The organism is Paraburkholderia sp. RL17-337-BIB-A (genome assembly GCF_046025895.1).
Lineage (GTDB): Bacteria > Pseudomonadota > Gammaproteobacteria > Burkholderiales > Burkholderiaceae > Paraburkholderia > Paraburkholderia fungorum_C.
Genome location: NZ_JARESY010000001.1, coordinates 516,300 through 541,469 on the forward strand (window position 1 = coordinate 516,300; position 25,170 = coordinate 541,469).

Below are 25,170 nucleotides of genomic sequence, written 5' to 3' on the forward strand. Positions count from 1 at the left end.
CATCGTCGACTGATCCGACATCCCCGCGATACCTACCTGGCACAGTGCGCGCACGCCTCCACGCCAGCGACGAAGGAGCTCCGATGGTTTCCCCGCATTCGCAATTGTTGAAGGTCACGCAACGCGTGGTCGAGCGCAGCAAACCCACTCGCGAGGCGTATCTGGCCCGCGTCCATCACGCTCAAGGCAAGTTCCCGGCGCGCGGTGCACTCTCCTGCGCCAATCTGGCTCACGGTTTTGCCGGCCTCGAAGGCAACGACAAGTTCGCCATCAAGGCGATCCGCGAGCCGAACATCGGCATCGTATCGTCGTACAACGAAATGTTGTCCGCGCATGCGCCGTACAAAAACTACCCCGACATCATCAAAGAGGCCGCGCGTGAAAACGGTGGCGTCGCGCAATTCGCGGGCGGCGTGCCGGCCATGTGCGACGGCGTCACGCAAGGCAATGCGGGCATGGAACTGTCGCTGTTCTCGCGCGAAGTGATCGCGATGAGCACGGCGGTCGCCCTCACGCACAACATGTTCGACGCGGCGCTTTGCCTCGGCATCTGCGACAAGATCGTGCCGGGCCTCTTGATCGGCGCGCTGCAATTCGGCCATCTGCCGACCATTTTCGTGCCGGCCGGCCCGATGGGCAGCGGCCTCTCGAACGACGACAAAGCCAAGACCCGTCAGCTCTTCGCCACCGGCCAGTGCGGCCGCGACGCATTGCTCGAAGCGGAAGCCGCCGCGTATCACAGCCATGGCACCTGCACGTTCTACGGCACCGCGAACAGCAATCAGATGCTGATGGAAGTGATGGGCCTGCATCTGCCGAGTTCGGCTTTCGTGCATCCGCATACGCCGCTGCGCGACGCGCTGACCGCGCAGGCCGCGCGCCGCGTGCTCGATCTGACGGTGGACCGCGGCAACTACATGCCGATCGGCCACGTGGTCGACGAGAAAGCGATCGTCAACGGCATCGTCGCGTTGCTGGCGACGGGCGGGTCGACCAATCACACGCTGCACCTGGTCGCGATTGCGCGTGCGGCCGGCATCGTGATCGACTGGGACGACTTCGACACGCTTTCGCAAGCCGTGCCACTGCTCGCAAAGATTTACCCGAACGGGAAGGCCGATGTGAACCACTTCCACGCTGCGGGCGGCGTCGCATTCCTGGTCCGCAATCTGCTGGCAGGCGGCCTACTCCATGAAGACGTGAACACAGTCGCCGGCAAGGGGCTGCATCACTACACCGAAGAGCCGAAGCTGATCGACGGCAAGCTGCAATGGGTGCCCGGTGCGGAAAAGAGCGAAGACACGGCGGTGCTGCGCGGCATCAAGGAACCGTTCCAGCCGGACGGCGGCTTGCGTCTGATGCAAGGCAAGCTCGGCCGCGGCGTGATCAAGATTTCCGCAGTGGCTGCGCAGCACCGCAAGGTGAAGGCGCCGGCCATCGTGTTCGATTCGCAGGAAGCGGTGCAGGCCGCCTTCGACAAGGGCGAACTGAAGCGCGATTTCATTGCTGTTGTGCGCTTTCAGGGCGCTCGCGCAAATGGCATGCCCGAGCTGCATCGTTTGACGCCGTTGCTCGGTGTGTTGCAGGATCAAGGTTTCCACGTCGCACTGGTGACGGACGGCCGCATGTCGGGCGCGTCGGGCAAGGTGCCGGCAGTGATTCACCTGTCGCCGGAGGCATTGCTGCAAGGTCCGATCGGCAAGGTTCGCACCGGCGACATGCTGGTGATCGATGCGGATGCCGGCGTGCTGGACATCGAAATCGATGCGGCCGAATGGGCGGCGCGGCCGGAAGCGTTGCCGTTGCACCAGGCGGAGAACGAAGTCGGCTTCGGCCGTGAACTGTTCGGCGTGTTCCGTGCGGCGGCAGCGCCGGCGGAGCAGGGCGCCTCGGTGTTCGGTCCGATGGTGGGCGAGCGCGCGGCGCACCACGGTGAGCGGGCCAAAGCACACACCACAGAACACACAAGCACCACTCAAGCCAGCTAAACGCTGCAGAAACAAGGAGTCTGACTATGACGGCGAAAACAGTAAGCGATATCGTGCGCCTCGGCCCGGTGATTCCGGTGCTCGCGTTCGACTCGGTCGAGCAGGGTGAACACGTGTCGCGCGCACTGCACGCGGGTGGCGTAAAGGTGCTCGAAATCACGCTGCGCACCGCAGCGGGTCTGGGCGCAATTGAACGCGCGAGCCAGTTGGCCGACGACATCGTGGTTGGCGTCGGCACGATCACGAGGCCGGAGCACTGCGCTCAGGCGAAGAAAGCGGGCGCGCAGTTCGGCGTCTCGCCGGGTCTGACGAGAGACATGCACAAGGCCGCGCAAGATGCCGGCTTGCCGCTGCTGCCGGGGGTGATGACACCGTCCGACATCATCACCGCGCTGGAACTCGGCTATGAGATCGTGAAGTTTTTCCCGGCGCAGCAGGCCGGCGGCGTGCCGATGCTGCAAGCTTTTCATGGCCCGTTCCCGGACCTGAAGTTCTGCCCGACCGGCGGCATCACGGCCGAGACGGCGACGCATTTCCTGTCGCTGCCGAACGTGGTGTGCGTCGGTGGCTCGTGGCTCACGCCGAAAGCGGCGCTGGCGGCGCAAAACTGGGAAGAAGTCACGCGTCTCGCGCGTGCGGCCAGCCAGTTGGCCGCGCCGGCCCACTAAGTTGAAACGGCACGCTATTTAACCGGCCAGTCGGGTCCGACATAGGGAGCCCTGTCGATACGGTCTTTCCGGCTGTCGCGGCGGGGCTCTTTTTTCTAGACGTGTGCCGGTTTAGCGCGCCTTGAGAGACGACAAACAGTAGAATTCAGCGTCCGTGCGGTTGGCCGGGTTTCGAGGTCGCCGCAGGCCGCAACGAGACACGGTGCCAGCTGCGTTGCGCACCTAAAATCAATAAATGCAAAGGAGGAGCTTCATGGAAGCTGTCCACGGCAGCACGCTGTTGGTCTTCGCGGTGATCGCCATCGCGCTTCTGATCTTGCTGATCACCCGCTACAAGGTTTATCCGTTCCTCGTCCTGATCATTGTTTCGCTGCTGCTGGGTCTCGCATCCGGCATGCCGATCGGCACTATCGTCAAATCGTTCGAAACCGGCAACGGCAATACGCTTGGTCACATTGCGATCGTGGTCGGGCTCGGCACGATGCTTGGCAAAATGATGGCCGAGTCGGGCGGCGCGGAGCGCATCGCGACCACGCTGATCGACAAGTTCGGCGAGAAACACATTCACTGGGCGATGATGGTCGTGGCGATCATCGTCGGCTTGCCGGTGTTTTTTGAAGTCGGTTTCGTGCTGCTGATTCCGATCGCGTTCAACGTCGCCAAACGCACCAACAAGTCGCTGCTGCTGGTCGGCTTGCCGATGGTCGCGGGTCTGTCCGTCGTGCACGGTTTGATTCCGCCGCACCCGGCCGCGATGCTCGCGGTGCAGGCCTATCACGCCGACATCGGCAAGACGATTGCTTACGGGCTGATCGTGGGCGTGCCGACGGCGATCGTCGCCGGTCCGTTGTTCGCGTTGTTGATCAGCCGTTACATCAAGCTGCCGGAGAGCAATCCGCTTGCCGCGCAATTCCTCGGCCACGCTGACGACGCGCAAAATGACGCCAAACAGGCGGCACCTAAACGCGAATTGCCAAGCTTCGGCATTACGCTGTTCACGATCCTGTTGCCGGTGATTCTGATGCTGATCGGCAGTTGGGCCGACCTCGTGTTTACGCCGAAGACCCTGGCGAACGACCTGCTGCGTTTCGTCGGTAATTCGGACGTCGCGCTGTTGATCGCCGTGCTGGTCAGTTTCTGGACCTTTGGCGCGAGCCGCGGCTTCAATCGTGAGCAGATCCAGAAGTTCTGCGGCGAATGTCTGGCGCCGATCGCGGGCATCACGCTGATCGTGGGCGCGGGCGGCGGTTTCGGGCGCGTGCTGATGGATAGCGGCATCTCGAAGGAAATCGTCAACGTGGCAACGGCCATGCATCTGTCGCCGTTGCTGTTCGGCTGGCTGGTGGCCGCGCTGATCCGTCTGGCCACGGGTTCGGCGACAGTGGCGATGACGACCGCCTGCGGTATCGTCGCGCCGATCGCCTCGGCGAGCGGCGTGCAGGTCACGCCGGAATTGCTGGTGCTCGCCACCGGCTCGGGCTCGCTGATCTTTTCGCACGTGAACGACGGCGGTTTCTGGTTGATCAAGGAATACTTCGGTATGACGGTGGGGCAGACCTTCAAGACATGGTCGCTCCTCGAAACCATCATTTCACTGATGGGCTTGGGTTTGACTTTCGCGCTCGCGACGGTCGTGTAAGGAGTTTTTTGATGATTTTGATCGCAATGGGCGTGTCGGGCGCCGGCAAAACGAGGATTGGCGAAATGCTGGCGGAACGCCTGCACTGCGCGTTCACCGACGGCGACGCATTTCACAGCACCGCCAACAAGGAGAAAATGCACAAAGGCATTCCGCTCACTGACGAAGACCGTTGGCCGTGGCTGCAAACCATCCGTGCGGCGATCGAAGAAAAGCAGAAGGCGGCCGAGGAGGCGGTGTTCACGTGTTCGTCGCTGAAGCGCTCGTACCGCGATGTTCTGCGCGGCGGCGGCAACGGTGATAAGGACGTGTGCTTCGTTTATCTGAAGGGTTCGTTTGAGATGCTACGCGAGCGGCTGACCACGCGCACGGGTCACTTCTTCGATCCGTCGCTGCTGCAAAGCCAGCTCGATACGCTCGAAGAGCCAGGTCCGGACGAGGCGATCACGGTGAGCATCGCATTGTCGCCGGAACAAATCGTGGACGAGGTGTTGATTCAGATGAGGGCGCGCTGAGTTTCTGGCTCACGCGTGCGGGATAAAAAAATAGGCGCTCCGAGGAGCGCCTATTTTTATGGCTGAAGCCAGCAAGACAAGCAGCGAGCTTTGAGCGATTAAGCGATCAAGCGATTAAGCGATCCGCTTGGCCAATTCCACCGCCTTGCCGATATACGAATGCGGCGTCATGGCAAGCAAACGATCCTTCGCATCTTGCGGAATCGCGAGGCCGCTCACGAACGTTTGCAGCGCTTCACGCGTGATGCCCTTGCCGCGCGTCAGTTCCTTCAATTGCTCGTACGGATTCTCGATGCCGTAACGGCGCATCACCGTTTGCACCGGCTCGGCCAGCACTTCCCAGCAGTTATCCAGATCTTCGTTCAGACGCTGCGCATTCACTTCGAGCTTGTCCAGACCGCGGATCAGCGAGTCGTATGCGAGCAGCGAGTAGCCGAACGCGACGCCAATATTGCGCAGCACCGTCGAGTCGGTGAGGTCGCGCTGCCAGCGCGAAATCGGCAACTTGTCGGCGAGGTGCCGCAGCGTGGCGTTGGCCAGACCGAGATTGCCTTCCGAGTTTTCGAAGTCGATCGGGTTGACCTTGTGCGGCATCGTCGACGAGCCGATTTCGCCGGCCTTCGTGCGTTGCTTGAAGTAACCGACCGAGATGTAGCCCCATACGTCGCGGTCCAGATCCAGCAGGATCGTGTTGGCGCGTGACACGGCGTCGAACAGTTCGGCCATGTAATCGTGCGGTTCGATCTGGATCGTGTACGGATTGAACGTGAGCTTCAGCCGTTGTTCGACCACTTCGCGCGAGAACGCCTCCCAGTCGAATTCCGGATACGCGGACAGATGCGCATTGAAGTTACCGACCGCGCCGTTCATCTTGCCCAGCAGTTCGACCTTCGCGATGCGGTCAATCGCGCGTTCCAGGCGCGCGGCGACGTTGGCGATTTCCTTGCCGAGCGTGGTCGGGCTGGCCGGCTGGCCGTGCGTGCGCGACAGCATCGGCTGTTCGGCTTGCGCGTGAGCCAGCGCCACGAGGCGTTGATGCACCGAACGCAGCGCCGGCAGAATCACGTGCTCGCGTGCACCGGCCAGCATCAAACCGTGCGACGTATTGTTGATATCTTCCGACGTGCAGGCGAAGTGGATGAACTCGCTCGCGCGTTCCAGTTCTTCCTGACCCTTCACCGATTCCTTCAGCCAGTACTCGACCGCTTTCACGTCATGATTCGTGACGCGTTCGATGTCCTTGATGCGCGCGGCGTCGTGCGCGGTGAAGCGCTCGGCCAGTTGCAGCAGGAATTGTTCGGACGCTTCGGAAAAGCGCGGCACTTCGGCAAAACCGGCGTGCGAGAGCGCGATCAGCCAGTGGATTTCAACCGTCACGCGATTGCGCATGAAAGCGGCTTCCGAGAGCCAGTCGCGCAGGGCTTCGGTTTTCGAGGCGTAGCGGCCGTCGAGCGGGGAGAGCGCGTTCAGCGCGAACAGGGTGTCGGGGCGGGTGTCGGACATGGTGGGGGCGGCTTGGGGCGCAGATCGGGAACGGAGGGAATCGCGAATTTTACCACTCAAAGCCCGCGCCCCAGCCGCGCCGCTAGAATGCTGACTCCTTCCCTCCCGCCGGCAGCAGGCTTTCGCATGGAACTGAAATGGCTCGAAGACTTCGTTTCGCTCGCGGAAACGCGTAGTTTCAGCCGCTCGGCCGAATCGCGTCACGTCACGCAACCGGCGTTTTCGCGGCGGATTCAGGCACTGGAAGCGTGGCTCGGCACGGAACTGATCGATCGTTCGGTTTACCCGACGCGGCTGACGGCGGCAGGCCAGGTGTTCTACGAACAGGCGCTCGCGATGCTGTCGCAGTTCCACGAGGCGCGCGCGCTACTGCGCGGGCACACGGCGACGCCGCAGGCGACCATCGAGTTCGCGGTGCCGCATACGCTGTCGCTCACGTATTTTCCACGCTGGCTGCAACGCATCGAGGCTCAGATGGGCCCGATCCATACCCGGCTGCGGGCGTTGAACGTGCACGACGCGGCTTTGGCGCTGGTGGAAGGCGGCTGCGATCTGATGATGGGCTATCACCATCCGAGCCACCCCGTCGCGCTCGATCCGGCGCGCTACGACATGCTCACGCTCGGCAACGAGCCGATCAGTCCGTTCTCGGCGCCGGCGCGGGCCGGCAGGCCGCGCCACACGCTGCCCGGCAGTGCCGACGCGCCGGCGCCGTATCTGACGTACACGCCGAATGCCTACCTGGGCCGCATGACCGAAGTAATCCTGACCAACGCGCCGGAGCGCCTGTACCTCGACCGGCTGTACGAAACCGACATGGCCGAGGGGCTCAAGGCGATGGCGCTGGCCGGCCATGGCATCGCATTCCTGCCGCATAGCGCGGTGGAAGACGCGGTCGCCGACGGCAAGCTGATCCGCCTCGACCGCGCCACGCGCGGCACGCCCGAAGGACAGCTCACCTTGACGATGGAGATCCGCCTGTATCGCGACAAGCTCGCGGCGAAGAGCGACGATGCGCGGCAGATACTCGTGCGGCAGTTGTGGGACGTAGTGTCGGAGGAGTTGGCGCAAGGCGCGGGCGCTGCCTGAAACCTGCTTGCCTGCGACGTGAGTTTGCAAGTTCCTGACGGTTATGCAAAAAAAACATAATCGGATAAGGAAACGGCATTGGATTTCAAAACCGCGTTTTTCGACAATGGCGCTATTCGATCAACGCCGGAGCGTTCATGTCTTCCCAGCAGCAAGTCGCACAATCCGCATCATCGTTGCAGTCCGTTCCCTCCTACCTCAATAGCGAAGACCTCGGCCCGTGGGGCAACTACCTGCGTCAGGTCGACCGCGTCGCGCCGTACCTCGGCTCGCTGTCCCGCTGGCTCGAAACCCTGAAGCGCCCGAAGCGCATTCTGATCGTCGACGTGCCTATCGAACTCGATAACGGCACGGTTGCGCACTTCGAAGGCTATCGCGTGCAGCACAACGTGTCGCGTGGTCCGGGTAAGGGCGGCGTGCGTTATCACCAGGACGTGACGCTGTCGGAAGTGATGGCGCTGTCGGCGTGGATGTCGGTGAAGAACGCGGCTGTGAACGTGCCGTACGGCGGCGCGAAGGGCGGGATTCGTGTCGATCCGCGCACCTTGTCGCGGGGCGAGCTGGAGCGCATGACGCGCCGCTACACGAGCGAAATCGGCATCATCATTGGACCGAACACCGACATCCCCGCGCCGGACGTGAACACGAACGAGCAGATCATGGCGTGGATGATGGACACGTATTCGATGAACCAGGGCCAAACGGCCACGGGCGTCGTGACCGGCAAGCCGATCACGCTCGGTGGTTCGCTGGGCCGCCGTGAAGCGACCGGCCGTGGCGTGTTCGTGGTCGGTAGCGAAGCGGCACGCCGCATCGGCTTCGACATCCAGGGCGCGCGGATCGCTGTGCAGGGCTTCGGTAACGTGGGTGGTATTGCTGCGCGTCTGTTCCAGGAAGCGGGCGCGAAGGTGGTCGCGGTGCAGGATCACACCGGTTCGCTGTACAAATCGACCGGTATCGATGCGGGCGCACTGCTCGAGCACGTCGCGAAGACGGGCGGCGTGGGCGGTTTCCCGGAAGCCGACGCGGTGACGAACGAGGAATTCTGGACCGTCGAATCCGACATTCTGATTCCGGCTGCTCTGGAAAACCAGATCACCGAAAAGAACGCGGGAAAGATCAAGACGAAGATCGTCGTGGAAGGCGCCAACGGCCCGACCACCACGGCAGCGGACGACATTCTGCACGACCGCGGCATCCTCGTGATTCCGGACGTGGTGGCGAATGCCGGCGGCGTGACCGTGTCGTACTTCGAGTGGGTGCAGGACTTCTCGAGCTTCTTCTGGACCGAAGACGAAATCAACCAGCGTCTCGAACGCGTGATGCGTGAAGCATTTGCCGCAGTGTGGCAAGTGTCGAGCGAACAGAAAGTGTCCGTGCGGACTGCGGCGTTTATCGTCGCATGTAAGCGGATTCTCGAAGCGCGCCAATTGCGTGGCCTGTATCCCTGATTCTCTGGTCTGAAACGGCGGATCCGCCAACTTGCGGACCGCTGCCAATGCTTGCTTCAACGCGGTTCACAAGACCGCGTGTTTGACCCGGCGGGCGGCATCGTATCGATGCCGCCCGCCTTTACGTGTCTGCCCCAAAGGGACTTCCACCGGGCGCGCGGCTTTTGGATCCATGGCTAAGGCGCCGTAATCCCATAGTGGCGCGCGCTCCGGGGAAAGTCGTCCGCCCCGAAGGAAGTCCCCTTGAGGAATTGAGAGATTGAGGGGTTGGAGGATTGGGAAACACGCAACAGACATGGTTTATAGCAATACTTTCAGAATAATTACTTTGCTAAACTGGCGCCGGTTCTTGCCAAGGAGATCACACATGAAGGTTAAAAAAGCTGCGTTGCTGCTCGCGACTCTCGGACTGTTTACGGTTGGCGCGCAGGCGCAAGACGCTGGGACGCTGAAAAAGATCAAGGACACGGGCGTCATTTCGCTGGGTCATCGCGAATCGTCGATCCCGTTTTCGTATTACGACGACAAGCAGAATGTCATCGGCTATTCGCAGGAATTCGCGCTGAAGGTGGTGGAAGCGGTCAAGGCGAAGCTGAACATGCCTAACCTGAAGGTCAAACTCACGCCTGTCACGTCGCAAAACCGTATTCCGCTGGTGCAAAACGGCACCGTCGACATGGAATGCGGCTCCACCACGAATAACGCCGAGCGCCAGCAACAGGCTTCGTTCTCGAACACGATCTTCGTGATCGGCACGCGTCTGATGACCAAGAAAGACTCGGGCATCAAGGACTTCCCGGACCTGAAGGGCAAGACCGTCGTCACGACGGCCGGCACCACCTCCGAGCGCCTGCTTCGCAAGATGAACCAGGACAAGAGCATGGGCATGAACATCATCAGCGCGAAGGACCATGGCGAGTCGTTCCTGACGCTCTCCACCGGCCGTGCTGCCGCGTTCATGATGGACGACGCCCTGCTAGCGGGCGAGCGCGCCAAGTCGAACAACCCGGGCGATTTCGTGATTGTCGGCACGCCGCAATCGCATGAAGCGTACGGCTGCATGATTCGCAAGAACGATCCGGAGTTCAAGAAGGTCGTCGACGACGCGATCGCGAAGGTCGAAACCTCGGGCGAAGCCGATCAGATCTACAAGAAGTGGTTCGAATCGCCGATTCCGCCGAAGGGCCTGAACCTGAACTTCCCGGAAAGCGACGACATCAAGGCGCTCTACAAGAGCCCGAATGACAAGGCAATCGACTAAACCGTAGCTGTTTTTTTGAAACGCTGAACGAAACGGAAGGGGCTGCACGCTTCTTCCGTTTCTTTTTGCTGGAGTCTTGGTCATGTCATATCACTGGAACTGGGGCATTTTGCTGAGTCCGGTCTCCACCGGCGAGCCGACCACCTATCTGGGCTGGCTGATGTCCGGCTTCTGGGTGACGATTACCGTGTCGCTGTCGGCATGGGTGATCGCGCTGATCGTCGGTTCGTTTTTCGGTGTGCTGCGCACGGTGCCGAACAAATGGGCGTCGGGTATCGGCACGCTCTATGTTGCGATCTTCCGCAACATCCCGCTGATCGTGCAGTTCTTCATCTGGTATCTGGTGATACCGGAGTTGCTGCCTGTGTCGATCGGTAGCTGGTACAAGCAACTGCCACCGGGTGCGCAGTTCTTCTCGTCGTCGATCATCTGTCTCGGGTTGTTCACTGCCGCGCGCGTGTGCGAGCAGGTGCGCTCGGGTATCAACGCGTTGCCGCGTGGCCAGCGCGCCGCGGGTCTGGCAATGGGCTTCACGCAATGGCAGACGTATCGCTACGTGCTGCTGCCGGTTGCGTACCGGATTATCGTGCCGCCGCTCACGTCCGAGTTTCTGAACATCTTCAAGAACTCGGCGGTTGCTTCGACCATCGGTCTGCTGGATCTGTCGGCCCAGGCGCGCCAACTGGTCGACTACACGTCGCAGACGTATGAGTCGTTCATCGCGGTCACGCTGGCGTATGTGCTGATCAATCTGGTCGTGATGCAACTGATGCGCTGGGTCGAAGCCAGGACCCGGTTGCCCGGCTATATCGGAGGTAAGTGATGCATCATTTCGACTGGAGCGGTATTCCGGGCGCACTGCCTACGCTGTGGACCGGCGCTATCGTCACCATCAAGATCACGTTGATCGCGATCGTGATCGGCATCATCTGGGGCACGATTCTCGCGATGATGCGGCTCTCGCCATTCAAGCCGTTCGAATGGTTCGCGAAGGGCTACGTCACGGTGTTCCGCTCGATCCCGCTGGTGATGGTGCTGCTGTGGTTTTTCCTGATCGTGCCGCAGGTGCTGCAGAACGTGCTGGGCTTGTCGCCGGATATCGACATTCGCCTCGCTTCGGCGATGGTCGCTTTCTCGCTGTTCGAGGCCGCGTACTATTCGGAAATCATCCGCGCCGGTATTCAGTCGGTGCCGCGCGGGCAGGTCAATGCCGCGTTTGCGCTCGGCATGAGCTATCCGCAGGCCATGCGCCTCATCGTATTGCCGCAGGCGTTCCGCGCGATGGTGCCGCTGCTGCTTACGCAAGGTATCGTGCTGTTTCAGGATACGTCGCTCGTCTACGTGATCAGCCTCGCCGACTTCTTCCGCACCGCCACGAATATTGGCGACCGTGACGGTACGAATGTCGAAATGGTACTGTTCGCGGGCGCGTGTTATTTCGTGATCTGCGTGATCGCGTCGAGCCTCGTCAAAGGTCTTCAGAAAAAGGTCGCAAGATGATCTCTATCAAGAATGTTTCGAAGTGGTACGGCCAGTTTCAAGTACTGACCGACTGCACGACGGAAGTCAAAAAAGGTGAAGTGGTTGTGGTGTGCGGGCCGTCGGGCTCGGGCAAGTCCACACTGATCAAGACCGTCAACGGTCTCGAGCCGTTCCAGAAGGGCGAGATCGTCATCAACGGCCAATCGCTGACCGACAAGAAGACCAACTTGTCGAAGTTGCGTGCAAAGGTCGGCATGGTGTTCCAGCACTTCGAACTGTTCCCGCATCTGTCGATCGTGCAGAACCTGACACTCGCGCAGCTCAAGGTGCTTGGCCGCTCGAAGGACGAAGCCACGACCAAGGGCTACAAGCTGCTCGATCGCGTCGGTCTGCGGGCGCATGCGGATAAATTCCCGGGGCAGTTGTCGGGCGGTCAGCAGCAGCGTGTGGCGATTGCGCGCGCGTTGTCGATGGACCCGATTGCGATGCTATTCGACGAGCCGACCTCCGCGCTCGATCCGGAAATGATCAACGAAGTGCTCGACGTGATGGTCGAACTCGCGCAGGAAGGCATGACCATGATGTGCGTCACGCACGAAATGGGCTTTGCCAAGAAGGTCGCACACCGCGTGATCTTCATGGACAAGGGTTTGATCGTGGAAGACGATCGCAAGGAAGACTTCTTCGCGAATCCGAAGTCGGATCGTGCGAAGGATTTTCTGGCGAAGATCCTGCACTGAGGGTTTTGTCGGGGCACGCTGCTCATGTGGCGTGGCCCTTGTAGAAAAAAAGCCGCTTCATGGGATGAAGCGGCTTTTTTGGTTTTCTGAAGTTGAGCTTCTGAAGTTGACCTTCTGATGTTCTTCGCGAACGAGGCGCGGGCTGACCGTTCGGCCGAACGTAAATCCGGACGGGCTAACGGCTCTTGCGTTTGCGAACGCCGCGGTAAGGTCAGCGTTCCGGCATTACCGAGCGCACGCGCCGGATCAGGATTCGAAAGCGGCGGTGTCGTCCGCGGCTTCGAGGTCGACCCCGAGGTCGGCCGTGGCCACCGCGCCGACCGAAGCCGCAATCGTGGTTGCCGAAGCCGATGCGTCCAGCGCCGGATTGCGCAGCTTCTCCAGCACCGAAAACGGCACCGGCACGTTGACGCGGCCGATCACTTCGCCATGCTGGAACATCATCAGGTCGCCTGGCTGGAAGGCGGTCCACACTTCGTTATCGGTGAGCGGCTTGGTCGCGATGACTGCGACGCGATCTTCCGGCGTCGTGTATTTGGCGAAATCGATCGACACGTCCGCATCGACCAGATGAGCGGTCGAGAAGGGCCAGCGTCGCACGATGTAGTGCAGATGCGTTGAGCAATGGGCGAACAGCGCCTGGCCGTTCGACATCAGGAAATTGAACACGCCGAATCGCGTGATCTCGCGCGTGAGCGTTTCGAGTGCCTCGAACAGTTCTTCCAGCGGCGGCTGGCAACCCGGAAAAGCCTTGCGCAAACCTTGCAGCAGCGCGCAGAACGCGAGCTCGCTATCGGTCGTGCCGACTGGCTGATACACGCCGTTGAGCGCCGGCGAATAATCCTTCAGGTCGCCGTTGTGCGCGAAGATCCAGTGGCGTCCCCAGAGTTCGCGCATGAACGGGTGGCAGTTCTCGAGCAGGATGTGCCCTTGCGTCGCCTTGCGAATATGCGCGATCGTGTTCTTCGATTTAATCGGGTAGCGCTTCACCATCTCGGCGATCGGCGAGGTAGCCGATGACTGATGATCGATGAACAGGCGGCACGCTTTGTCTTCGAAGAAGGCGATGCCCCAGCCGTCGGCGTGGTGATCGGTGACGCCGCCGCGCGCCGCAAAGCCGGTGAACGAGAACGTGACGTCCGTCGGCGCGGCGCAGTTCATTCCAAGAAGTTGGCACATGTGGCGGGTAAGCCTGGGAACGGGGCGAGCCGTTACAATGATGATTTTCCAAGCATATCACCGAGCCAGAAGCGCCAAATAGCAAAATTGACGTGTGTTCAGGCCGCAACGGTACGAATTGCCGTCGCGTGCCCGCGCCGATCGGCCTTTTCCCGCAGAATCTCGTTCCCCTCTCGCCATGACCGCTTCCAACGCTTCTCCCGATTCCATCGACACTGTTACGCTCGCCCGTCCGGACGACTGGCACCTGCACGTTCGCGACGGCGAGATGCTCGCTGCCGTGTTGCCGGATACCGCCCGCCAGTTCGGCCGCGCGATCATCATGCCTAACCTGAAGCCGCCGGTCACCACGACCGCGATGGCCGAGGCGTACCGCGAGCGCATCGTCGCCGCGATCCCGGCCGGCGCGAAGTTCGAACCGCTGATGACGCTGTACCTGACCGACAACACGCCACCCGACGAAATCCGCCGCGCGCGCGAAAGCGGCTTCGTGCATGGCTTGAAGCTGTACCCGGCGGGTGCGACCACGAACTCGGACGCAGGCGTCACCGACATCATGAAGTGCGCCAGAACGCTCGAAGTGATGCAGGAAACCGGCATGCCGTTGTTGGTACACGGCGAAGTGACGGATTCGTCGATCGACCTGTTCGATCGCGAGAAAGTGTTCATCGACCGCGTGATGACGCCGCTGCGCCGCGCGTTTCCGGCGCTGAAGGTGGTGTTCGAGCACATCACCACGAAAGATGCCGTCGACTATATCCGCGAAGCTGGTGTGGCGCCGGGGCTGCTGGGTGCGACGATTACCGCGCACCATTTGCTGTACAACCGCAACGCGATCTTCCAGGGCGGGATTCGCCCGCATTACTACTGCCTGCCGGTGTTGAAGCGAGAGACGCATCGCGTGGCGCTGGTCGAGGCGGCGACTTCGGGCAATCCGCGCTTCTTTCTCGGCACCGATAGCGCGCCGCATCCGAAGGGTTTGAAGGAGCACGCGTGCGGCTGTGCGGGTTGCTACACGGCGCTGCATGCGCTCGAACTCTATACGGAAGCATTCGACAAAGCCGGCGCGCTGGACAAGCTCGAGGGCTTCGCCAGCTTCTTCGGTGCGGACTTCTATGGTCTGCCGCGCAGCGCGGAGAAGGTCACGCTGCGTCGCGAAGAATGGACGCTGCCGGCTGAATTGCCGGTCGGCGACACGCCTGTTGTGCCGCTGCGTGGCGGTGAGTCGATTGGGTGGCGCCTCGTCTGAGGCTGCGTTAGATGCAGGTGCAAGAGGCGACGCGCGTGGACTTCGGTTTCGCCGCGATTGACTGGTCGAAGCCGTGGTTCGCGCAGTTCGCGGCGCGCGGCGAGCGCTGGCAGCAGCGCGCGCTGACGAGCTACGCGGCCTTGCTCGCCGAAATGAATGCCGATACCGGCGAGATGCGGCAGGTCACGGGGCGCGGTCAGCGCCTCACGTTCATTGCGCAAGACGATCTGCCGCCGGGCGCGGCTTATGAGGCGCACATCGCGTCGACGGGCTGCGTGCCGACCCGCCATAACCTGCACGACTTCTTCAATGGGTCGATGTGGTTTGCGTTTCCCCGTATCAAGGCGGCGCTGAATGCGCGACAGTCGGCGGCGATCGACGTGTCAGGTGTCGGCCCGACTCGCGGCGGCGTGCGTGACACGTTGACCTTGTTCGACGAAAACGCGTTGCTGTTCGCCTGTGCCGATCCGGCGTTGAGCGCCGCGTTGCGCGGATTCGACTGGCAGACGTTGCTGGTTGCTCATCGTGACGCCTGGGGGACGCGCTGCGAAGTGCGCTGCTTTGGTCATGCGCTGCTGGAAAAGCTGGTCACGCCGTTCAAGGCGTGCACAGGCCACGCGTGGATTGTCGACGTGCCATCCGGATACTTCGGCTGGGACGCCGCGGCGCGCGACGCCTGGCTCGACGAGGCGGTGAGCGCGGCGCTGCTGGGCACGAAGGCATTGACGAGCCGTATGTTCGCGCCGCTCCCCGTGCTGGGCATTCCAGGATGGTGGCCTGAGAACGAAGTGCCGGCGTTTTACGAGGATGCCTCGGTGTTTCGAGCAGGCCGCCGCACACGCTAGGGTTTGTCGGCTCACGTCGCAGCGCGGCGCGGCGATCCGAATTGCTCGCGTCGGGCTGGCCGCCATCCGGCTATTTCTCTCGCCGACGCGGCTTCCATCCTTGCAGATGTTAAAATGCGCCCCAGCAAAGCAGGCCAGGCAGTCGCGGCCTCCGCGGTTTCGGCCAAAGAGGGCGAGGAAAGTCCGGACTCCATAGGGCAGGGTGATGGCTAACGGCCATCCGTGGTGACACGCGGAATAGGGCAACAGAAAGCAAACCGCCGATGGCCCGGCGCAAGTCGGGATCAGGTAAGGGTGAAACGGTGCGGTAAGAGCGCACCGCGGCTGCTGCAAGGCAGACCGGCACGGTAACCTCCACCCGGAGCAATTCCAAGTAGGCAGGCTAGCATCTTCGAGATGCAGGACGGGGCCCCCGTCACGTCTGCGGGTAGGAAGCTTGAGCGCGTCAGTAATGGCGCGCCTAGAGGAATGACTGCTACGCGCGCGCGTTTTCGGACGTGGTGCGTGCACAGAATCCGGCTTATCGGCCTGCTTTGCCACCCAACAAAAAATGCCGGCGTCCTTGTGGACGCCGGCATTTTTATTTTGCCGCTCTGGTTTGCTTAAATGCGCGGCGACTTGCGCCGAAGCACCGTACTCAAGCCGCGACGATGTCGAACGAGTGCGTGAGCTCAGCGGTCTTCGCGATCATGATCGACGCCGAGCAGTATTTGTCATGCGACAGATTGATCGCGCGTTCCACGGTAGCCGGATTCAGATTCTTGCCCGTCACGGTGAAATGGAAGTGGATTTTGGTGAACACTTTCGGATCTTCGCTGGCGCGCTCGGCCTTCAGCGTGACTGAGCAGCCGGCGATTTCCTGGCGGCTTTTCTTCAGGATCATCACGACGTCGTAGGCGGTGCAGCCGCCCGTGCCGAGCAGAACCATTTCCATTGGACGCGGCGAAAGATTGCGGCCGCCGCCTTCCGGCGCGCCGTCCATCGTGACCAGATGGCCGCTGCCGGTCTCGGCCGCAAATGCCATTCCGTCTTGCCCCATCCAGCTAACTTTGCATTCCATGTTGTGCTCCACCGCGCTGCGCTTATATCGAAACGGCATTGTAGCCCGCCGTTTGCGTGTCCGCCCGGAGTGACTTTTCGCTGGAACTTATGCGCGCTGTCTGCTTGCGTGTTGCGGTGCGGCATGTTTCGCCGATTCGGGAATGCCCTGACGGGTTTAGGGGTTTTACTCTAGCCGATGCCTGCTTTGGCAGCCCTTTGAAGCGTTCTTGGCTTTTGATTTTAAAGAGAATTCATCGTTTTTTGATGTGCGCGGACGATTGCCGCATTATGAAAGATGATTTCGTAATGCAAATGTTCTTGCGTCGCACAAGGCCACCTCATATAATCGATTCCATCGGTTGCAGCAGTTCTGCAACCTCCGCTGTCTCCTCCACCTCCTCCTTTGGTGGATTAAACCCGAACCGCTTGTTCGGGTTTTTTTTCGCCTGCGGTTTGGCCCTCGCCTATGTCGTTTTCGGGCTCACTAGAGGGGCAGATGACCGTGGCCGGTCGCGAAATCGAACGATTTCTCATCGCACGCGCCGCAAGTTTTGACTCGGCGTGACAAATTCCTTTATAATTCAGGGCTTTTCCGCATCCGCGCCCGCGGAGGAAGAACCAGGGAGAGCCTGCACGCGCCTCGATGCGCACACTACAAGCAGGAAAAAATACATTGGGCGCAGCAATTTTTTTGGATCGATCATGAAGACGTTTTCCGCAAAAGCCCATGAGGTTACGCGTGAATGGTACGTGATTGACGCGACGGATAAGGTTCTCGGGCGTGTCGCCAGCGAAGTGGCACACCGTCTTCGCGGCAAGCACAAGCCTGAATTCACTCCGCACGTCGACACCGGTGATTTCATCATCGTTATCAACGCCGGTAAGCTGCGCGTCACGGGCAACAAGGCTACTGACAAGAAGTACTACCGTCACTCGGGTTACCCGGGCGGTATCTATGAAACGACGTTCGGCAAGATGCAAGAACGCTTCCCGGGCCGTGCGCTCGAGAAAGCGGTCAAGGGCATGCTGCCGAAGGGCCCGCTCGGCTACGCGATGATCAAGAAGCTGAAGGTCTACGCTGAAGCAACGCATCCGCATTCGGCACAACAGCCGAAAGCGCTCGAGATCTAAGGGGAGCCCACATGATCGGTAACTGGAATTACGGCACGGGCCGCCGCAAGAGCGCCGTCGCACGCGTCTTCATCAAGGCTGGCAAGGGCGAGATCATTGTAAACGGCAAGCCTATCGCCGATTACTTCTCGCGTGAAACATCGCTGATGATCGTGCGTCAGCCGCTGGAACTCACTAACCACGGCGTCACGTTCGACATCAAAGTCAACGTGAACGGTGGCGGTGAAACGGGTCAAGCCGGTGCGGTTCGCCACGGCATCACCCGCGCGCTGATGGACTATGACGCAACGCTGAAGCCGGAACTGTCGAAGGCTGGCTTCGTGACGCGTGATGCGCGTGAAGTCGAACGTAAGAAGGTCGGTTTCCACAAGGCACGTCGCAGGAAGCAATTCTCGAAGCGTTAATCGTTTCGTGTGCGATCCGGCTTCGGGCCGGAATGCTGCAAAAGCCGCCAACGCTTTCGCGAAGGCGGCTTTTTTTATGGGTTTTCAGCTTGGCGTCGCGCTAACGGCTTTATTGCCGAGGGGCGATTTGATCCGCTCAGGCAAGCTGGCGGCGGCATGAGGGCTGTCCACTGAATTTCCCTAAGAACCCATTGATTTTGTGGGCTTCGGCACGATATCGAGATCAGCCCTACAATAGCGGTTAGAAGCTTTTTGGAGAGTTCGAATGAACGCAGTCACCGACACACCCGTGACCGAGATGCCCGCCCCCTTCGTTTTTACCGACGCAGCGGCTGACAAGGTCAAGCAACTGATCGAAGAGGAAGGCAATGCGGACCTCAAACTGCGCGTTTTCGTGCAGGGCGGCGGCTGCTCGGGCTTTCAATACGGTTTCACGTTCGACGAAGCCGTCAACGAAGACGACACCGTCATGAACAAGAGCGGCGTCCAGCTGCTGATCGATTCCATGAGCTACCAGTATCTGGTCGGCGCTGAGATCGACTATAAAGACGACATCAACGGCGCGCAGTTCGTTATCAAGAATCCGAACGCGACCACCACGTGTGGTTGCGGCTCGTCGTTCTCGGTTTGATGGCAAACCGTTCCGGTGATAGGCTGTAAAGAAAGCGGGGCTTCGGCCCCGTTTTTTATTGCCTGAGCTAAACCTGGGCTCTTCGATTAGCGCGGGTAGATCGCCCCCAGCACGCGTTCGGCAGCGGCGCCGGTGACTGCCGGCAAATTGCCCGGCAACCGCGCGATGCAGCGCATTGCCAGCCATGCGAACGCCAGCGGTTCAACCTGGCTCGGCGGTACGCCGAGCGCGTCGGTTGTCATCACGGGCACGCCACTGACGCCGCTGTCCTCCAGTGCCTGTTGCAGCGCTTTCAGAATCTCCGGATTGCGCGCGCCCCCGCCGCACACATAAACCGCCTTGGCATCCGACGCATGCCGTTCGATCTCACGCGCCACCGTCACTGCGGTCAGCGCGACCAGCGTCGCTTGAACGTCCGCGGGGGCAACCGCGGCAAACGGCTGGAGTTTCGCATCGAGCCATTCGGCGTTGAACAGGTCGCGGCCCGTGCTTTTCGGTGGCTGTTGCGAGAAGAAGGGCTCGTCGAGCAAGGCGTTCAGCAGCGGCCGATCCACCTGGCCGCCGGCCGCGAAGTGGCCGTTTTCGTCAAAAGGCTTGCCGAGATGGCGCTGCGCCCACTCGTCGAGCAGCGCGTTCGCCGGCCCGCAGTCGAAGCCGCGCACGCTGCCGGTCGCGTTCAGGATCGTGATATTGCTGATGCCGCCCAGATTGCAGACCACCCGCGTCTCGTCTTTCGCACCGAATACGGTGGCGTGAAACGCCGGCACAAGCGGCGCGCCTTGGCCGCCGGCTGCGACATCGCGGCTACGAAAATCCGCGATTACGTCGATGTGCATCATTTCCGCGAGCAGCGCCGGGTTATTGATCTGCCGCGTGTAACCCCTTTCCGGCCGATGCCGCACCGTCTGACCGTGGACGCCGATTGCACGCACTTCCGACGCCGGCACGCGGCTGGCCTGCAGCAATTCGTGGCAGCACACTGTGTAGCGCGTGGCGAGTGCATTGGCAGCCAGAGCTTCGCGTTCGATCTCGTTGTCACCCGGTTGTTGCAGCGCGAACAACGCCTCGCGCAAGCCCGCTGCGAAGCCGACAAACGCCTCGGCCAGCACCTGCGGCGGTTTGCCTTCGGCGAATCTGACGGCCACACCGTCCACGCCGTCCATGCTTGTGCCGGACATCAGTCCAAAGTAGACGCCGTCTGCTGGGTCTTGCGCCACGTTGCTGCTCCTCTCGAGGGTTCGTTGCGATTCGTTGTAGCAGATTATCGGCGCAAGCGCGGCCGAATTTGAAGCATCGCCATGCTAGCGGCGCGACCCCGAGCGTGGAAATCCCACGCCAGATAAGCCGTTTGCGGCCCCTTGCGGGCACTCGTGACCACTTGAAGTCACTTAAGCTCGCGCGAGCATGCGTCTATGGGCGCGGCGGCGCGCATCTATGGGACAATCTCCTTTTTTCGCGACTTCACGTTTCCAGCATGACCACCGAGTCCACCAAGCCAAGCCCCGCCTTCCCGATCACCGACGAAGTCCGTCACGCGCTCGCGGTCACCAAACGCGGTGTCGACGAACTGCTGATCGAAGACGAATTCGCGCAAAAGCTCGCGAAAAGCCAGGCGACGGCCAAGCCGCTGCGCATCAAGCTCGGCCTCGATCCGACCGCGCCTGATATTCACATCGGCCACACGGTTGTGCTGAACAAGATGCGCCAGTTGCAGGACCTCGGTCACACGGTGATCTTCCTGATCGGTGACTTCACGTCGCTGATTGGCGATCCCTCGGGCCGTAACGCCACGCGTCCGCCGCTTACGCGCGAGCAGATCGAATCGAATGCCAAGACGTACTTCGAGCAGGCCGCGCTCGTGCTCGACCGCGACAAGACCGAAATCCGCTACAACAGCGAATGGTCGATGCCGCTCGGCGCCGACGGCATGATCAAGCTCGCATCGCGTTACACCGTGGCGCGTATTCTCGAGCGCGAAGATTTCACCAAGCGGTTCCAGGGCGGCGTGCCGATCTCGATCCACGAATTCCTGTACCCGCTGATGCAAGGCTACGACTCGGTCGCGCTCAATGCCGACCTCGAGCTCGGCGGCACGGATCAGAAATTCAACCTGCTGGTGGGTCGCGAACTGCAGAAGCAATACGGTCAGGAACAGCAGTGCATCCTGACCATGCCGCTGCTCGAAGGCCTGGATGGCGTCGAGAAGATGTCGAAGTCGAAGAACAACTACATCGGTATCAGCGAAAAGCCGACAGACATGTTCGGCAAACTGATGAGTATCTCCGACGTGCTGATGTGGCGTTACTTCGAACTGCTGTCGTTCCGTCCGATGGACGAGATCGCCGGTTTCCGGAAAGAGATCGAGGCGGGCCGCAACCCGCGCGATTTCAAGGTGATGCTTGGCCAGGAAATCGTCGCGCGCTTCCACTCGCAAGCCGATGCCGAGCGCGCGCTCGAAGACTTCAATCATCGCGCGAAGGGCGGCGTGCCCGACGATATCCCGTCCGTGACGCTCGCGGGCGCACCGCTCGCAATCGGCCAGCTGCTCAAGCAGGCCAACCTCGTGCCGTCCACCAGCGAGGCGCTGCGCAACATCGAGCAGGGCGGCGTGAAGATCGATGGCGCGACGGTGTCCGACAAGGGCCTCAAGGTCGAAGCCGGCGAGTACGTCGTGCAGGTCGGCAAGCGCCGGTTTGCGCGTGTCACGCTGACGGCTTGATGCACAGCACCCACGCGATGTTGACTCAGGCGTTGCATTCGGAGTCGCGCCGATGATTGCGCTGATCCAGCGCGTGCGGCACGCGCAAGTGCGCGTGGGCGACCGCGTCACCGGCGCGATCGAGGCAGGCCTGCTCGCGCTCGTGTGCGCCGAACGCGGCGATACGGAAGGCGCCGCTGACCGGCTGCTCGCCAAGGTGCTCGGCTACCGCGTCTTCAGCGACGCGGCCGGCAAGATGAATCTCTCCGTGCAGAATCTCGACGGTGCGGGGCGCGCAGGCGGTTTGCTGCTGGTTTCGCAGTTCACCTTGGCCGCCGACACCAACAGCGGCTTGCGTCCCAGCTTCACGCCTGCCGCACCGCCCGATGAGGGCAAGCGGCTGTTCGATTACTTCGTCTCGGCAGCGCGCGCAAAGCATCCGGTCGTCGAGACAGGCGAGTTCGGCGCCGATATGCAGGTGTCGCTCGTCAACGACGGGCCGGTCACGTTCTGGCTGCAGACCAACCCTTGAATTTCAACTACCGCCGCGTCGTGTCTGCGGCGGTACGCATCGACTCATCCAGCCGCTTTTTGCGACAATAGCGGCTCGGCATAACCGGCTACTGGCGCCCACGCTCATCCCATGACCACGCAGATTCTGTTCATCCGCCACGGCGAAACCGACTGGAACCGCATCAAGCGCATTCAAGGCCACATCGACATTCCGCTCGCGACGACCGGCCTCGCGCAGGCGCAAAGCCTTGCAAGCCGCATCGCGAATGAGGTGAAAGAGGGCGCTCGGCTCGACGCGATCTATTCAAGCGATCTGCTGCGCGCGCAGCAAACCGCGCAGCCGATCGCCGACGCGCTTGGTTTGCCTGTGCAACTGAGTGAGGGTTTGCGCGAGCGCTCATACGGCGCGTTCCAGGGACATGACAGCGACGAAATCGCCGTCCGTTTCCCCGATGAATACGCGCACTGGCAAACCCGAGATCCCGGTTTCGCGCCGCCTGAAGGCGAATCGCAGCGCGCGTTTTACCACCGCGTGCTGCATGCGGTCGAGCCGATCGTCACTGCGCATCCGGGCAGACGGGTCGCTGTCGTCGCGCACGGCGGTGTGCTCGATTGTGTGCGCCGTTTTGCGGCGCGTTTGTCGCTCGATGCGCCGCGCGATTACGCGTTGCTGAACACGAGCGTCAACGTGGTGGATTTTGCCGCTGACGCCCGTATGGCGACGATCGTCTCGTGGGCGGACGTGTCGCATCTCGATGCGCCGGGCGATGACGATAGTTTCAAGAAGAGAGAGCCAGAACCGGGGCGTTAAGCGGCGCGGATTCCGCTTGCATGGAGTTGGTTTGTGGCGCTTGCCCCGCGCATGACACCCTTGGTGAGCGCCTGCGCCTGCACCTGCACCTGCACCTGCACCTGCACCTGCACCTGCACCTGCACCGGGGGGCTCGAGATCGGGGGCGGCGGGCATCGCCGATCCAATCGCGATGCAGCAATGTTCGCCAGCAACGCTTGATCTGACGAAGCTGCTCGCGGAAGCTCTTCCTGAGCAAATTATTTCGCAGTGGCTATTTCGCGTGGCTCACGTCGATCCGCGTGCGGCGGCCACGCGGCGGCGTGCCCGCTTCGATACACCGTTCACGAGGGCCCAGCGGATCACCGGCGCGACCAGCCGCACGCCGGGTCGGGTAATCGACCTGCGAAGAGCGGCGAATCGCTCGAAGCCCAGCATGGTTTGCGCCCAATCGGGCAGCAGATCGACGCCGGCATTCAACATCAACGCACCTGCGGGCCGCATCGCTGCAGTGGGTGCCGGCGCGTTCATGAGAATCTTCACGACTTCCTGAGTGCGCTCGCTGGCCACCAGCTCAGACTGCATGACGAGCAGATAGGCGTCGATCTCGGCGCGTGAACGCGGAATAGTCGACGCGCCGAGCATCTCGGCGATGCGCCCGGTTTCCGCGAAGTATTGATCCTGCGCTGCAACGGGCAGCAATGGGTTCACGTACCGCAAGTGCGCAGTCATGAAACTCGATACCTCGGCCACGTGCACCCATGTCAGCAAGGCAGGATCGTTTGCACGATACGGCCGGCCATCAGGTCCAACACCCGTGACGCCGAGGTGAATGTGCTTCACGCGCTCGATCAGCGCTAAAGCATCGTGCCGGTTGCCATACGTGGTGCCGGCAATGAAAGTCGCGGTTCGGCGCAGACGCCCAAGAATATCGGTGCGAAACGTCGAATGGTCCCATACGCCGGCGAGCGCCAGCGGGTGCAATGCCTGGAGGAGCAGCGCGCTGATGCCGCCCGTCATCATCGACGTGAAGTCGGCGTGGACTTTCCAGCACATGGACTCGGGGCCGAATAGCCCGGGGTCTCCCGGCGGCGACGAGTAGTCGAGTGTGGGGCCGCTGCCGGTGGTCAGGTGCGTGACGCCCGCGGCCAGTTTCGAGCGGAGCCTGCCCGTGAGTAACTGCGCGAGGCCACCGCGTGAAGTGGGCTGCTTGGCTTGATCGGACATCCCTAAAGTGATCTCACGCGACTGGTATCCCGCTCAGGTTGCGGCCGCATCCCACAGGCCGGATATTGGGCTGGATGCGTCCGGCGCGGCGAGACCGAAGTGCCGGTACGTGAGCAGCGTGGCGACGCGGCCACGCGGCGTGCGCTGCAGGAAGCCTTGCTGGATCAGATACGGTTCGAGCACGTCTTCGATCGTGTCGCGCTCTTCGCCGATGGCCGCCGCCAGATTGTCGACGCCGACCGGGCCGCCGTCGAACTTGTGGAGGATCGCTTCGAGGAGCTTGCGGTCCATCAGGTCGAAGCCGACCGCGTCCACGTCGAGCATTTTGAGCGCGGCGTCAGCGACTTGCGCCGTGATGTTGCCGTCCGCTTTTACCTCGGCGAAATCGCGCACGCGGCGCAACAGCCGGTTCGCGATCCGCGGCGTGCCGCGCGCGCGCTTGGCGATTTCGAACGCGCCATCCGGATGAATCTGCGCATTCAGCAGCGATGCGGAACGCGTGACGATACGGGCAAGCTCTTCGGCGTTGTAAAACTCGAGCCGCGCGACGATACCGAAGCGATCACGCAGCGGATTGGTCAGCATGCCCGCGCGGGTGGTTGCGCCGACCAGTGTGAACGGCTGCAGATCCAGCTTGACGCTGCGCGCTGCCGGCCCCTCGCCAATCATGATGTCGATCTGATAGTCCTCCAACGCCGGGTACAGAATTTCTTCGACGACCGGCGAGAGCCGGTGGATTTCGTCGATGAATAAGACGTCGTTGGCTTCGAGATTGGTGAGCAGCGCGGCGAGGTCGCCGGCGCGTTCGAGCACCGGACCGGAGGTTTGCCGCAGATTGACGCCCATTTCCCGCGCGATGATGTGCGCGAGGGTGGTCTTGCCGAGACCCGGCGGCCCGAACAGCAGCACGTGGTCGAGCGACTCGGAACGGCGTTTGGCGGCCTCGATGAAAATTTCCAGCTGACCGCGCACTTTTTCCTGCCCGACATATTCTTCGAGCTGGCGCGGGCGCAACGCGCGTTCGAACGCTTCTTCGTTCGGCGAGACGGGCGTGGCCGCGATGATGCGCTCGGCGGCGAGTTTGTCGGTTTCGATCATGCGGTCATTGTACCGCGCGCGCCCCGTT

The 25,170-nt window shown here is 61.7% G+C and carries 25 protein-coding genes and 1 other RNA gene; 19 read left to right on the forward strand and 7 right to left on the reverse strand.

Features of this window, described 5'->3' with window-relative positions; all coding sequences use genetic code 11:
- Positions 1 to 83 precede the first annotated feature (83 nt).
- The 4 genes from edd (at position 84) to P0D84_RS02450 (ending at position 4,810) form a co-directional block, all read left to right on the forward strand.
- Positions 84 to 1,988, forward strand: coding sequence for a phosphogluconate dehydratase (gene edd, locus P0D84_RS02435; RefSeq protein ID WP_408332136.1), 1,905 nt, complete (start codon positions 84 to 86; stop codon positions 1,986 to 1,988).
- Positions 1,989 to 2,014: 26 nt separating this feature from the next.
- Positions 2,015 to 2,656, forward strand: coding sequence for a bifunctional 4-hydroxy-2-oxoglutarate aldolase/2-dehydro-3-deoxy-phosphogluconate aldolase (gene eda / locus P0D84_RS02440; RefSeq protein ID WP_408332138.1), 642 nt, complete (start codon positions 2,015 to 2,017; stop codon positions 2,654 to 2,656).
- Positions 2,657 to 2,909: 253 nt separating this feature from the next.
- Positions 2,910 to 4,295, forward strand: a complete 1,386-nt coding sequence (locus P0D84_RS02445; RefSeq protein WP_408332140.1) for a GntP family permease — start codon at positions 2,910 to 2,912, stop codon at positions 4,293 to 4,295.
- Positions 4,296 to 4,306: 11 nt separating this feature from the next.
- Positions 4,307 to 4,810 (forward strand): gluconokinase, encoded by a 504-nt coding sequence (locus P0D84_RS02450; RefSeq protein ID WP_408332142.1) that lies wholly within the window; start codon positions 4,307 to 4,309, stop codon positions 4,808 to 4,810.
- A gap of 114 nt (positions 4,811 to 4,924) precedes the next feature.
- Here P0D84_RS02450 and purB read toward each other — a convergent pair whose 3' ends face one another.
- A complete protein-coding gene (purB, locus tag P0D84_RS02455) occupies positions 4,925 to 6,313 on the reverse strand; it encodes an adenylosuccinate lyase (RefSeq protein WP_408332144.1) in 1,389 nt (462 codons plus the stop codon).
- Between the two features lie 126 nt (positions 6,314 to 6,439).
- Between purB and P0D84_RS02460 the strand changes: the two genes are divergently transcribed.
- The 6 genes from P0D84_RS02460 (at position 6,440) to P0D84_RS02485 (ending at position 12,336) form a co-directional block, all read left to right on the forward strand.
- On the forward strand, positions 6,440 to 7,402 hold the full coding sequence (locus P0D84_RS02460) for a LysR family transcriptional regulator (protein ID WP_408332146.1): 963 nt from the start codon (positions 6,440 to 6,442) through the stop codon (positions 7,400 to 7,402).
- A gap of 137 nt (positions 7,403 to 7,539) precedes the next feature.
- Complete coding sequence (locus tag P0D84_RS02465) at positions 7,540 to 8,853, forward strand: Glu/Leu/Phe/Val family dehydrogenase (RefSeq protein ID WP_408332148.1); 1,314 nt, start codon at positions 7,540 to 7,542, stop codon at positions 8,851 to 8,853.
- Positions 8,854 to 9,220: 367 nt separating this feature from the next.
- Positions 9,221 to 10,114, forward strand: a complete 894-nt coding sequence (locus P0D84_RS02470; protein WP_408332150.1) for a glutamate/aspartate ABC transporter substrate-binding protein — start codon at positions 9,221 to 9,223, stop codon at positions 10,112 to 10,114.
- 82 nt (positions 10,115 to 10,196) lie between these two features.
- Positions 10,197 to 10,937 (forward strand): amino acid ABC transporter permease, encoded by a 741-nt coding sequence (locus P0D84_RS02475; protein ID WP_408332152.1) that lies wholly within the window; start codon positions 10,197 to 10,199, stop codon positions 10,935 to 10,937.
- Complete coding sequence (gene gltK, locus P0D84_RS02480) at positions 10,937 to 11,614, forward strand: glutamate/aspartate ABC transporter permease GltK (RefSeq protein ID WP_408332154.1); 678 nt, start codon at positions 10,937 to 10,939, stop codon at positions 11,612 to 11,614. The genes P0D84_RS02475 and gltK overlap by 1 nt, the downstream gene beginning before the upstream one ends.
- Positions 11,611 to 12,336 carry an amino acid ABC transporter ATP-binding protein gene (locus tag P0D84_RS02485; protein ID WP_408332156.1) on the forward strand — a complete coding sequence of 242 codons (726 nt, stop codon included), beginning with the start codon at positions 11,611 to 11,613 and terminating at the stop codon, positions 12,334 to 12,336. Before gltK ends, P0D84_RS02485 begins: the two co-directional genes overlap by 4 nt.
- A 246-nt stretch (positions 12,337 to 12,582) precedes the next feature.
- Here P0D84_RS02485 and P0D84_RS02490 read toward each other — a convergent pair whose 3' ends face one another.
- Positions 12,583 to 13,515, reverse strand: a complete 933-nt coding sequence (locus tag P0D84_RS02490) for a class II glutamine amidotransferase (protein WP_408332158.1) — start codon at positions 13,513 to 13,515, stop codon at positions 12,583 to 12,585.
- A gap of 178 nt (positions 13,516 to 13,693) precedes the next feature.
- On the opposite strand from P0D84_RS02490, the gene pyrC reads away from it, so the two are divergent.
- The 3 genes from pyrC (at position 13,694) to rnpB (ending at position 16,148) form a co-directional block, all read left to right on the forward strand.
- Complete coding sequence (gene pyrC / locus P0D84_RS02495) at positions 13,694 to 14,764, forward strand: dihydroorotase (protein ID WP_408332160.1); 1,071 nt, start codon at positions 13,694 to 13,696, stop codon at positions 14,762 to 14,764.
- Between the two features lie 11 nt (positions 14,765 to 14,775).
- Positions 14,776 to 15,609, forward strand: coding sequence for a DUF3025 domain-containing protein (locus tag P0D84_RS02500; RefSeq protein WP_408332162.1), 834 nt, complete (start codon positions 14,776 to 14,778; stop codon positions 15,607 to 15,609).
- Positions 15,610 to 15,735: 126 nt separating this feature from the next.
- Positions 15,736 to 16,148, forward strand: an RNA gene (rnpB, locus tag P0D84_RS02505) — RNase P RNA component class A.
- 98 nt (positions 16,149 to 16,246) lie between these two features.
- Here rnpB and P0D84_RS02510 read toward each other — a convergent pair.
- Positions 16,247 to 16,669, reverse strand: a complete 423-nt coding sequence (locus tag P0D84_RS02510) for an OsmC family protein (RefSeq protein WP_323046753.1) — start codon at positions 16,667 to 16,669, stop codon at positions 16,247 to 16,249.
- A 683-nt stretch (positions 16,670 to 17,352) separates the two neighbouring features.
- Between P0D84_RS02510 and rplM the strand changes: the two genes are divergently transcribed.
- The 3 genes from rplM to erpA all read left to right on the forward strand — a co-directional run bounded on the left by rplM (position 17,353) and on the right by erpA (position 18,816).
- On the forward strand, positions 17,353 to 17,781 hold the full coding sequence (gene rplM, locus P0D84_RS02515) for a 50S ribosomal protein L13 (protein WP_007180422.1): 429 nt from the start codon (positions 17,353 to 17,355) through the stop codon (positions 17,779 to 17,781).
- 11 nt (positions 17,782 to 17,792) lie between these two features.
- Positions 17,793 to 18,185, forward strand: a complete 393-nt coding sequence (rpsI, locus tag P0D84_RS02520) for a 30S ribosomal protein S9 (protein WP_007180423.1) — start codon at positions 17,793 to 17,795, stop codon at positions 18,183 to 18,185.
- Positions 18,186 to 18,450: 265 nt separating this feature from the next.
- A complete protein-coding gene (gene erpA, locus P0D84_RS02525; protein WP_007180424.1) occupies positions 18,451 to 18,816 on the forward strand; it encodes an iron-sulfur cluster insertion protein ErpA in 366 nt (121 codons plus the stop codon).
- A gap of 86 nt (positions 18,817 to 18,902) precedes the next feature.
- Here the strand turns inward: erpA and P0D84_RS02530 are convergent, their stop codons facing one another.
- The gene (locus tag P0D84_RS02530) at positions 18,903 to 20,033 is read right to left on the reverse strand and encodes an anhydro-N-acetylmuramic acid kinase (RefSeq protein ID WP_408332164.1); all 1,131 of its coding nucleotides are present in this window, start codon (positions 20,031 to 20,033) and stop codon (positions 18,903 to 18,905) included.
- A gap of 257 nt (positions 20,034 to 20,290) precedes the next feature.
- Between P0D84_RS02530 and tyrS the strand changes: the two genes are divergently transcribed.
- The 3 genes from tyrS to P0D84_RS02545 all read left to right on the forward strand — a co-directional run bounded on the left by tyrS (position 20,291) and on the right by P0D84_RS02545 (position 22,838).
- Positions 20,291 to 21,535 (forward strand): tyrosine--tRNA ligase, encoded by a 1,245-nt coding sequence (gene tyrS, locus P0D84_RS02535; protein ID WP_408332166.1) that lies wholly within the window; start codon positions 20,291 to 20,293, stop codon positions 21,533 to 21,535.
- Between the two features lie 52 nt (positions 21,536 to 21,587).
- Entirely contained in the window at positions 21,588 to 22,046 is a 459-nt protein-coding gene (gene dtd, locus P0D84_RS02540; RefSeq protein ID WP_408332168.1) for a D-aminoacyl-tRNA deacylase, read from the forward strand.
- Positions 22,047 to 22,157: 111 nt separating this feature from the next.
- On the forward strand, positions 22,158 to 22,838 hold the full coding sequence (locus P0D84_RS02545) for a histidine phosphatase family protein (protein ID WP_408332170.1): 681 nt from the start codon (positions 22,158 to 22,160) through the stop codon (positions 22,836 to 22,838).
- Here the strand turns inward: P0D84_RS02545 and P0D84_RS02550 are convergent.
- From P0D84_RS02550 to ruvB, 3 genes are all read right to left on the reverse strand, one after another.
- Positions 22,835 to 22,963: a hypothetical protein gene (locus P0D84_RS02550; RefSeq protein ID WP_408332172.1), complete on the reverse strand. Its 129-nt coding sequence runs from the start codon at positions 22,961 to 22,963 to the stop codon at positions 22,835 to 22,837. The two genes, P0D84_RS02545 and P0D84_RS02550, sit on opposite strands and share 4 nt — an antisense overlap.
- 142 nt (positions 22,964 to 23,105) lie before the next feature.
- On the reverse strand, positions 23,106 to 24,044 hold the full coding sequence (locus tag P0D84_RS02555) for an oxygenase MpaB family protein (RefSeq protein WP_408332174.1): 939 nt from the start codon (positions 24,042 to 24,044) through the stop codon (positions 23,106 to 23,108).
- A 33-nt stretch (positions 24,045 to 24,077) separates the two neighbouring features.
- Positions 24,078 to 25,142, reverse strand: a complete 1,065-nt coding sequence (gene ruvB / locus P0D84_RS02560) for a Holliday junction branch migration DNA helicase RuvB (RefSeq protein WP_408332176.1) — start codon at positions 25,140 to 25,142, stop codon at positions 24,078 to 24,080.
- Positions 25,143 to 25,170 lie beyond the last annotated feature (28 nt).

Excerpts from the sequence above, each read along its gene's own strand:
- edd (WP_408332136.1), top strand. The coding sequence starts at position 84 with ATGGTTTCCCCGCATTCGCAATTGTTGAAGGTCACGCAACGCGTGGTC.
- eda (WP_408332138.1), top strand. The coding sequence starts at position 2,015 with ATGACGGCGAAAACAGTAAGCGATATCGTGCGCCTCGGCCCGGTGATT.
- P0D84_RS02445 (WP_408332140.1), top strand. The coding sequence starts at position 2,910 with ATGGAAGCTGTCCACGGCAGCACGCTGTTGGTCTTCGCGGTGATCGCC.
- P0D84_RS02450 (WP_408332142.1), top strand. The coding sequence starts at position 4,307 with ATGATTTTGATCGCAATGGGCGTGTCGGGCGCCGGCAAAACGAGGATT.
- purB (WP_408332144.1), bottom strand. The coding sequence starts at position 6,313 with ATGTCCGACACCCGCCCCGACACCCTGTTCGCGCTGAACGCGCTCTCC.
- P0D84_RS02460 (WP_408332146.1), top strand. The coding sequence starts at position 6,440 with ATGGAACTGAAATGGCTCGAAGACTTCGTTTCGCTCGCGGAAACGCGT.
- P0D84_RS02465 (WP_408332148.1), top strand. The coding sequence starts at position 7,540 with ATGTCTTCCCAGCAGCAAGTCGCACAATCCGCATCATCGTTGCAGTCC.
- P0D84_RS02470 (WP_408332150.1), top strand. The coding sequence starts at position 9,221 with ATGAAGGTTAAAAAAGCTGCGTTGCTGCTCGCGACTCTCGGACTGTTT.
- P0D84_RS02475 (WP_408332152.1), top strand. The coding sequence starts at position 10,197 with ATGTCATATCACTGGAACTGGGGCATTTTGCTGAGTCCGGTCTCCACC.
- gltK (WP_408332154.1), top strand. The coding sequence starts at position 10,937 with ATGCATCATTTCGACTGGAGCGGTATTCCGGGCGCACTGCCTACGCTG.
- P0D84_RS02485 (WP_408332156.1), top strand. The coding sequence starts at position 11,611 with ATGATCTCTATCAAGAATGTTTCGAAGTGGTACGGCCAGTTTCAAGTA.
- P0D84_RS02490 (WP_408332158.1), bottom strand. The coding sequence starts at position 13,515 with ATGTGCCAACTTCTTGGAATGAACTGCGCCGCGCCGACGGACGTCACG.
- pyrC (WP_408332160.1), top strand. The coding sequence starts at position 13,694 with ATGACCGCTTCCAACGCTTCTCCCGATTCCATCGACACTGTTACGCTC.
- P0D84_RS02500 (WP_408332162.1), top strand. The coding sequence starts at position 14,776 with ATGCAGGTGCAAGAGGCGACGCGCGTGGACTTCGGTTTCGCCGCGATT.
- P0D84_RS02510 (WP_323046753.1), bottom strand. The coding sequence starts at position 16,669 with ATGGAATGCAAAGTTAGCTGGATGGGGCAAGACGGAATGGCATTTGCG.
- rplM (WP_007180422.1), top strand. The coding sequence starts at position 17,353 with ATGAAGACGTTTTCCGCAAAAGCCCATGAGGTTACGCGTGAATGGTAC.
- rpsI (WP_007180423.1), top strand. The coding sequence starts at position 17,793 with ATGATCGGTAACTGGAATTACGGCACGGGCCGCCGCAAGAGCGCCGTC.
- erpA (WP_007180424.1), top strand. The coding sequence starts at position 18,451 with ATGAACGCAGTCACCGACACACCCGTGACCGAGATGCCCGCCCCCTTC.
- tyrS (WP_408332166.1), top strand. The coding sequence starts at position 20,291 with ATGACCACCGAGTCCACCAAGCCAAGCCCCGCCTTCCCGATCACCGAC.
- dtd (WP_408332168.1), top strand. The coding sequence starts at position 21,588 with ATGATTGCGCTGATCCAGCGCGTGCGGCACGCGCAAGTGCGCGTGGGC.
- P0D84_RS02545 (WP_408332170.1), top strand. The coding sequence starts at position 22,158 with ATGACCACGCAGATTCTGTTCATCCGCCACGGCGAAACCGACTGGAAC.
- P0D84_RS02555 (WP_408332174.1), bottom strand. The coding sequence starts at position 24,044 with ATGTCCGATCAAGCCAAGCAGCCCACTTCACGCGGTGGCCTCGCGCAG.
- ruvB (WP_408332176.1), bottom strand. The coding sequence starts at position 25,142 with ATGATCGAAACCGACAAACTCGCCGCCGAGCGCATCATCGCGGCCACG.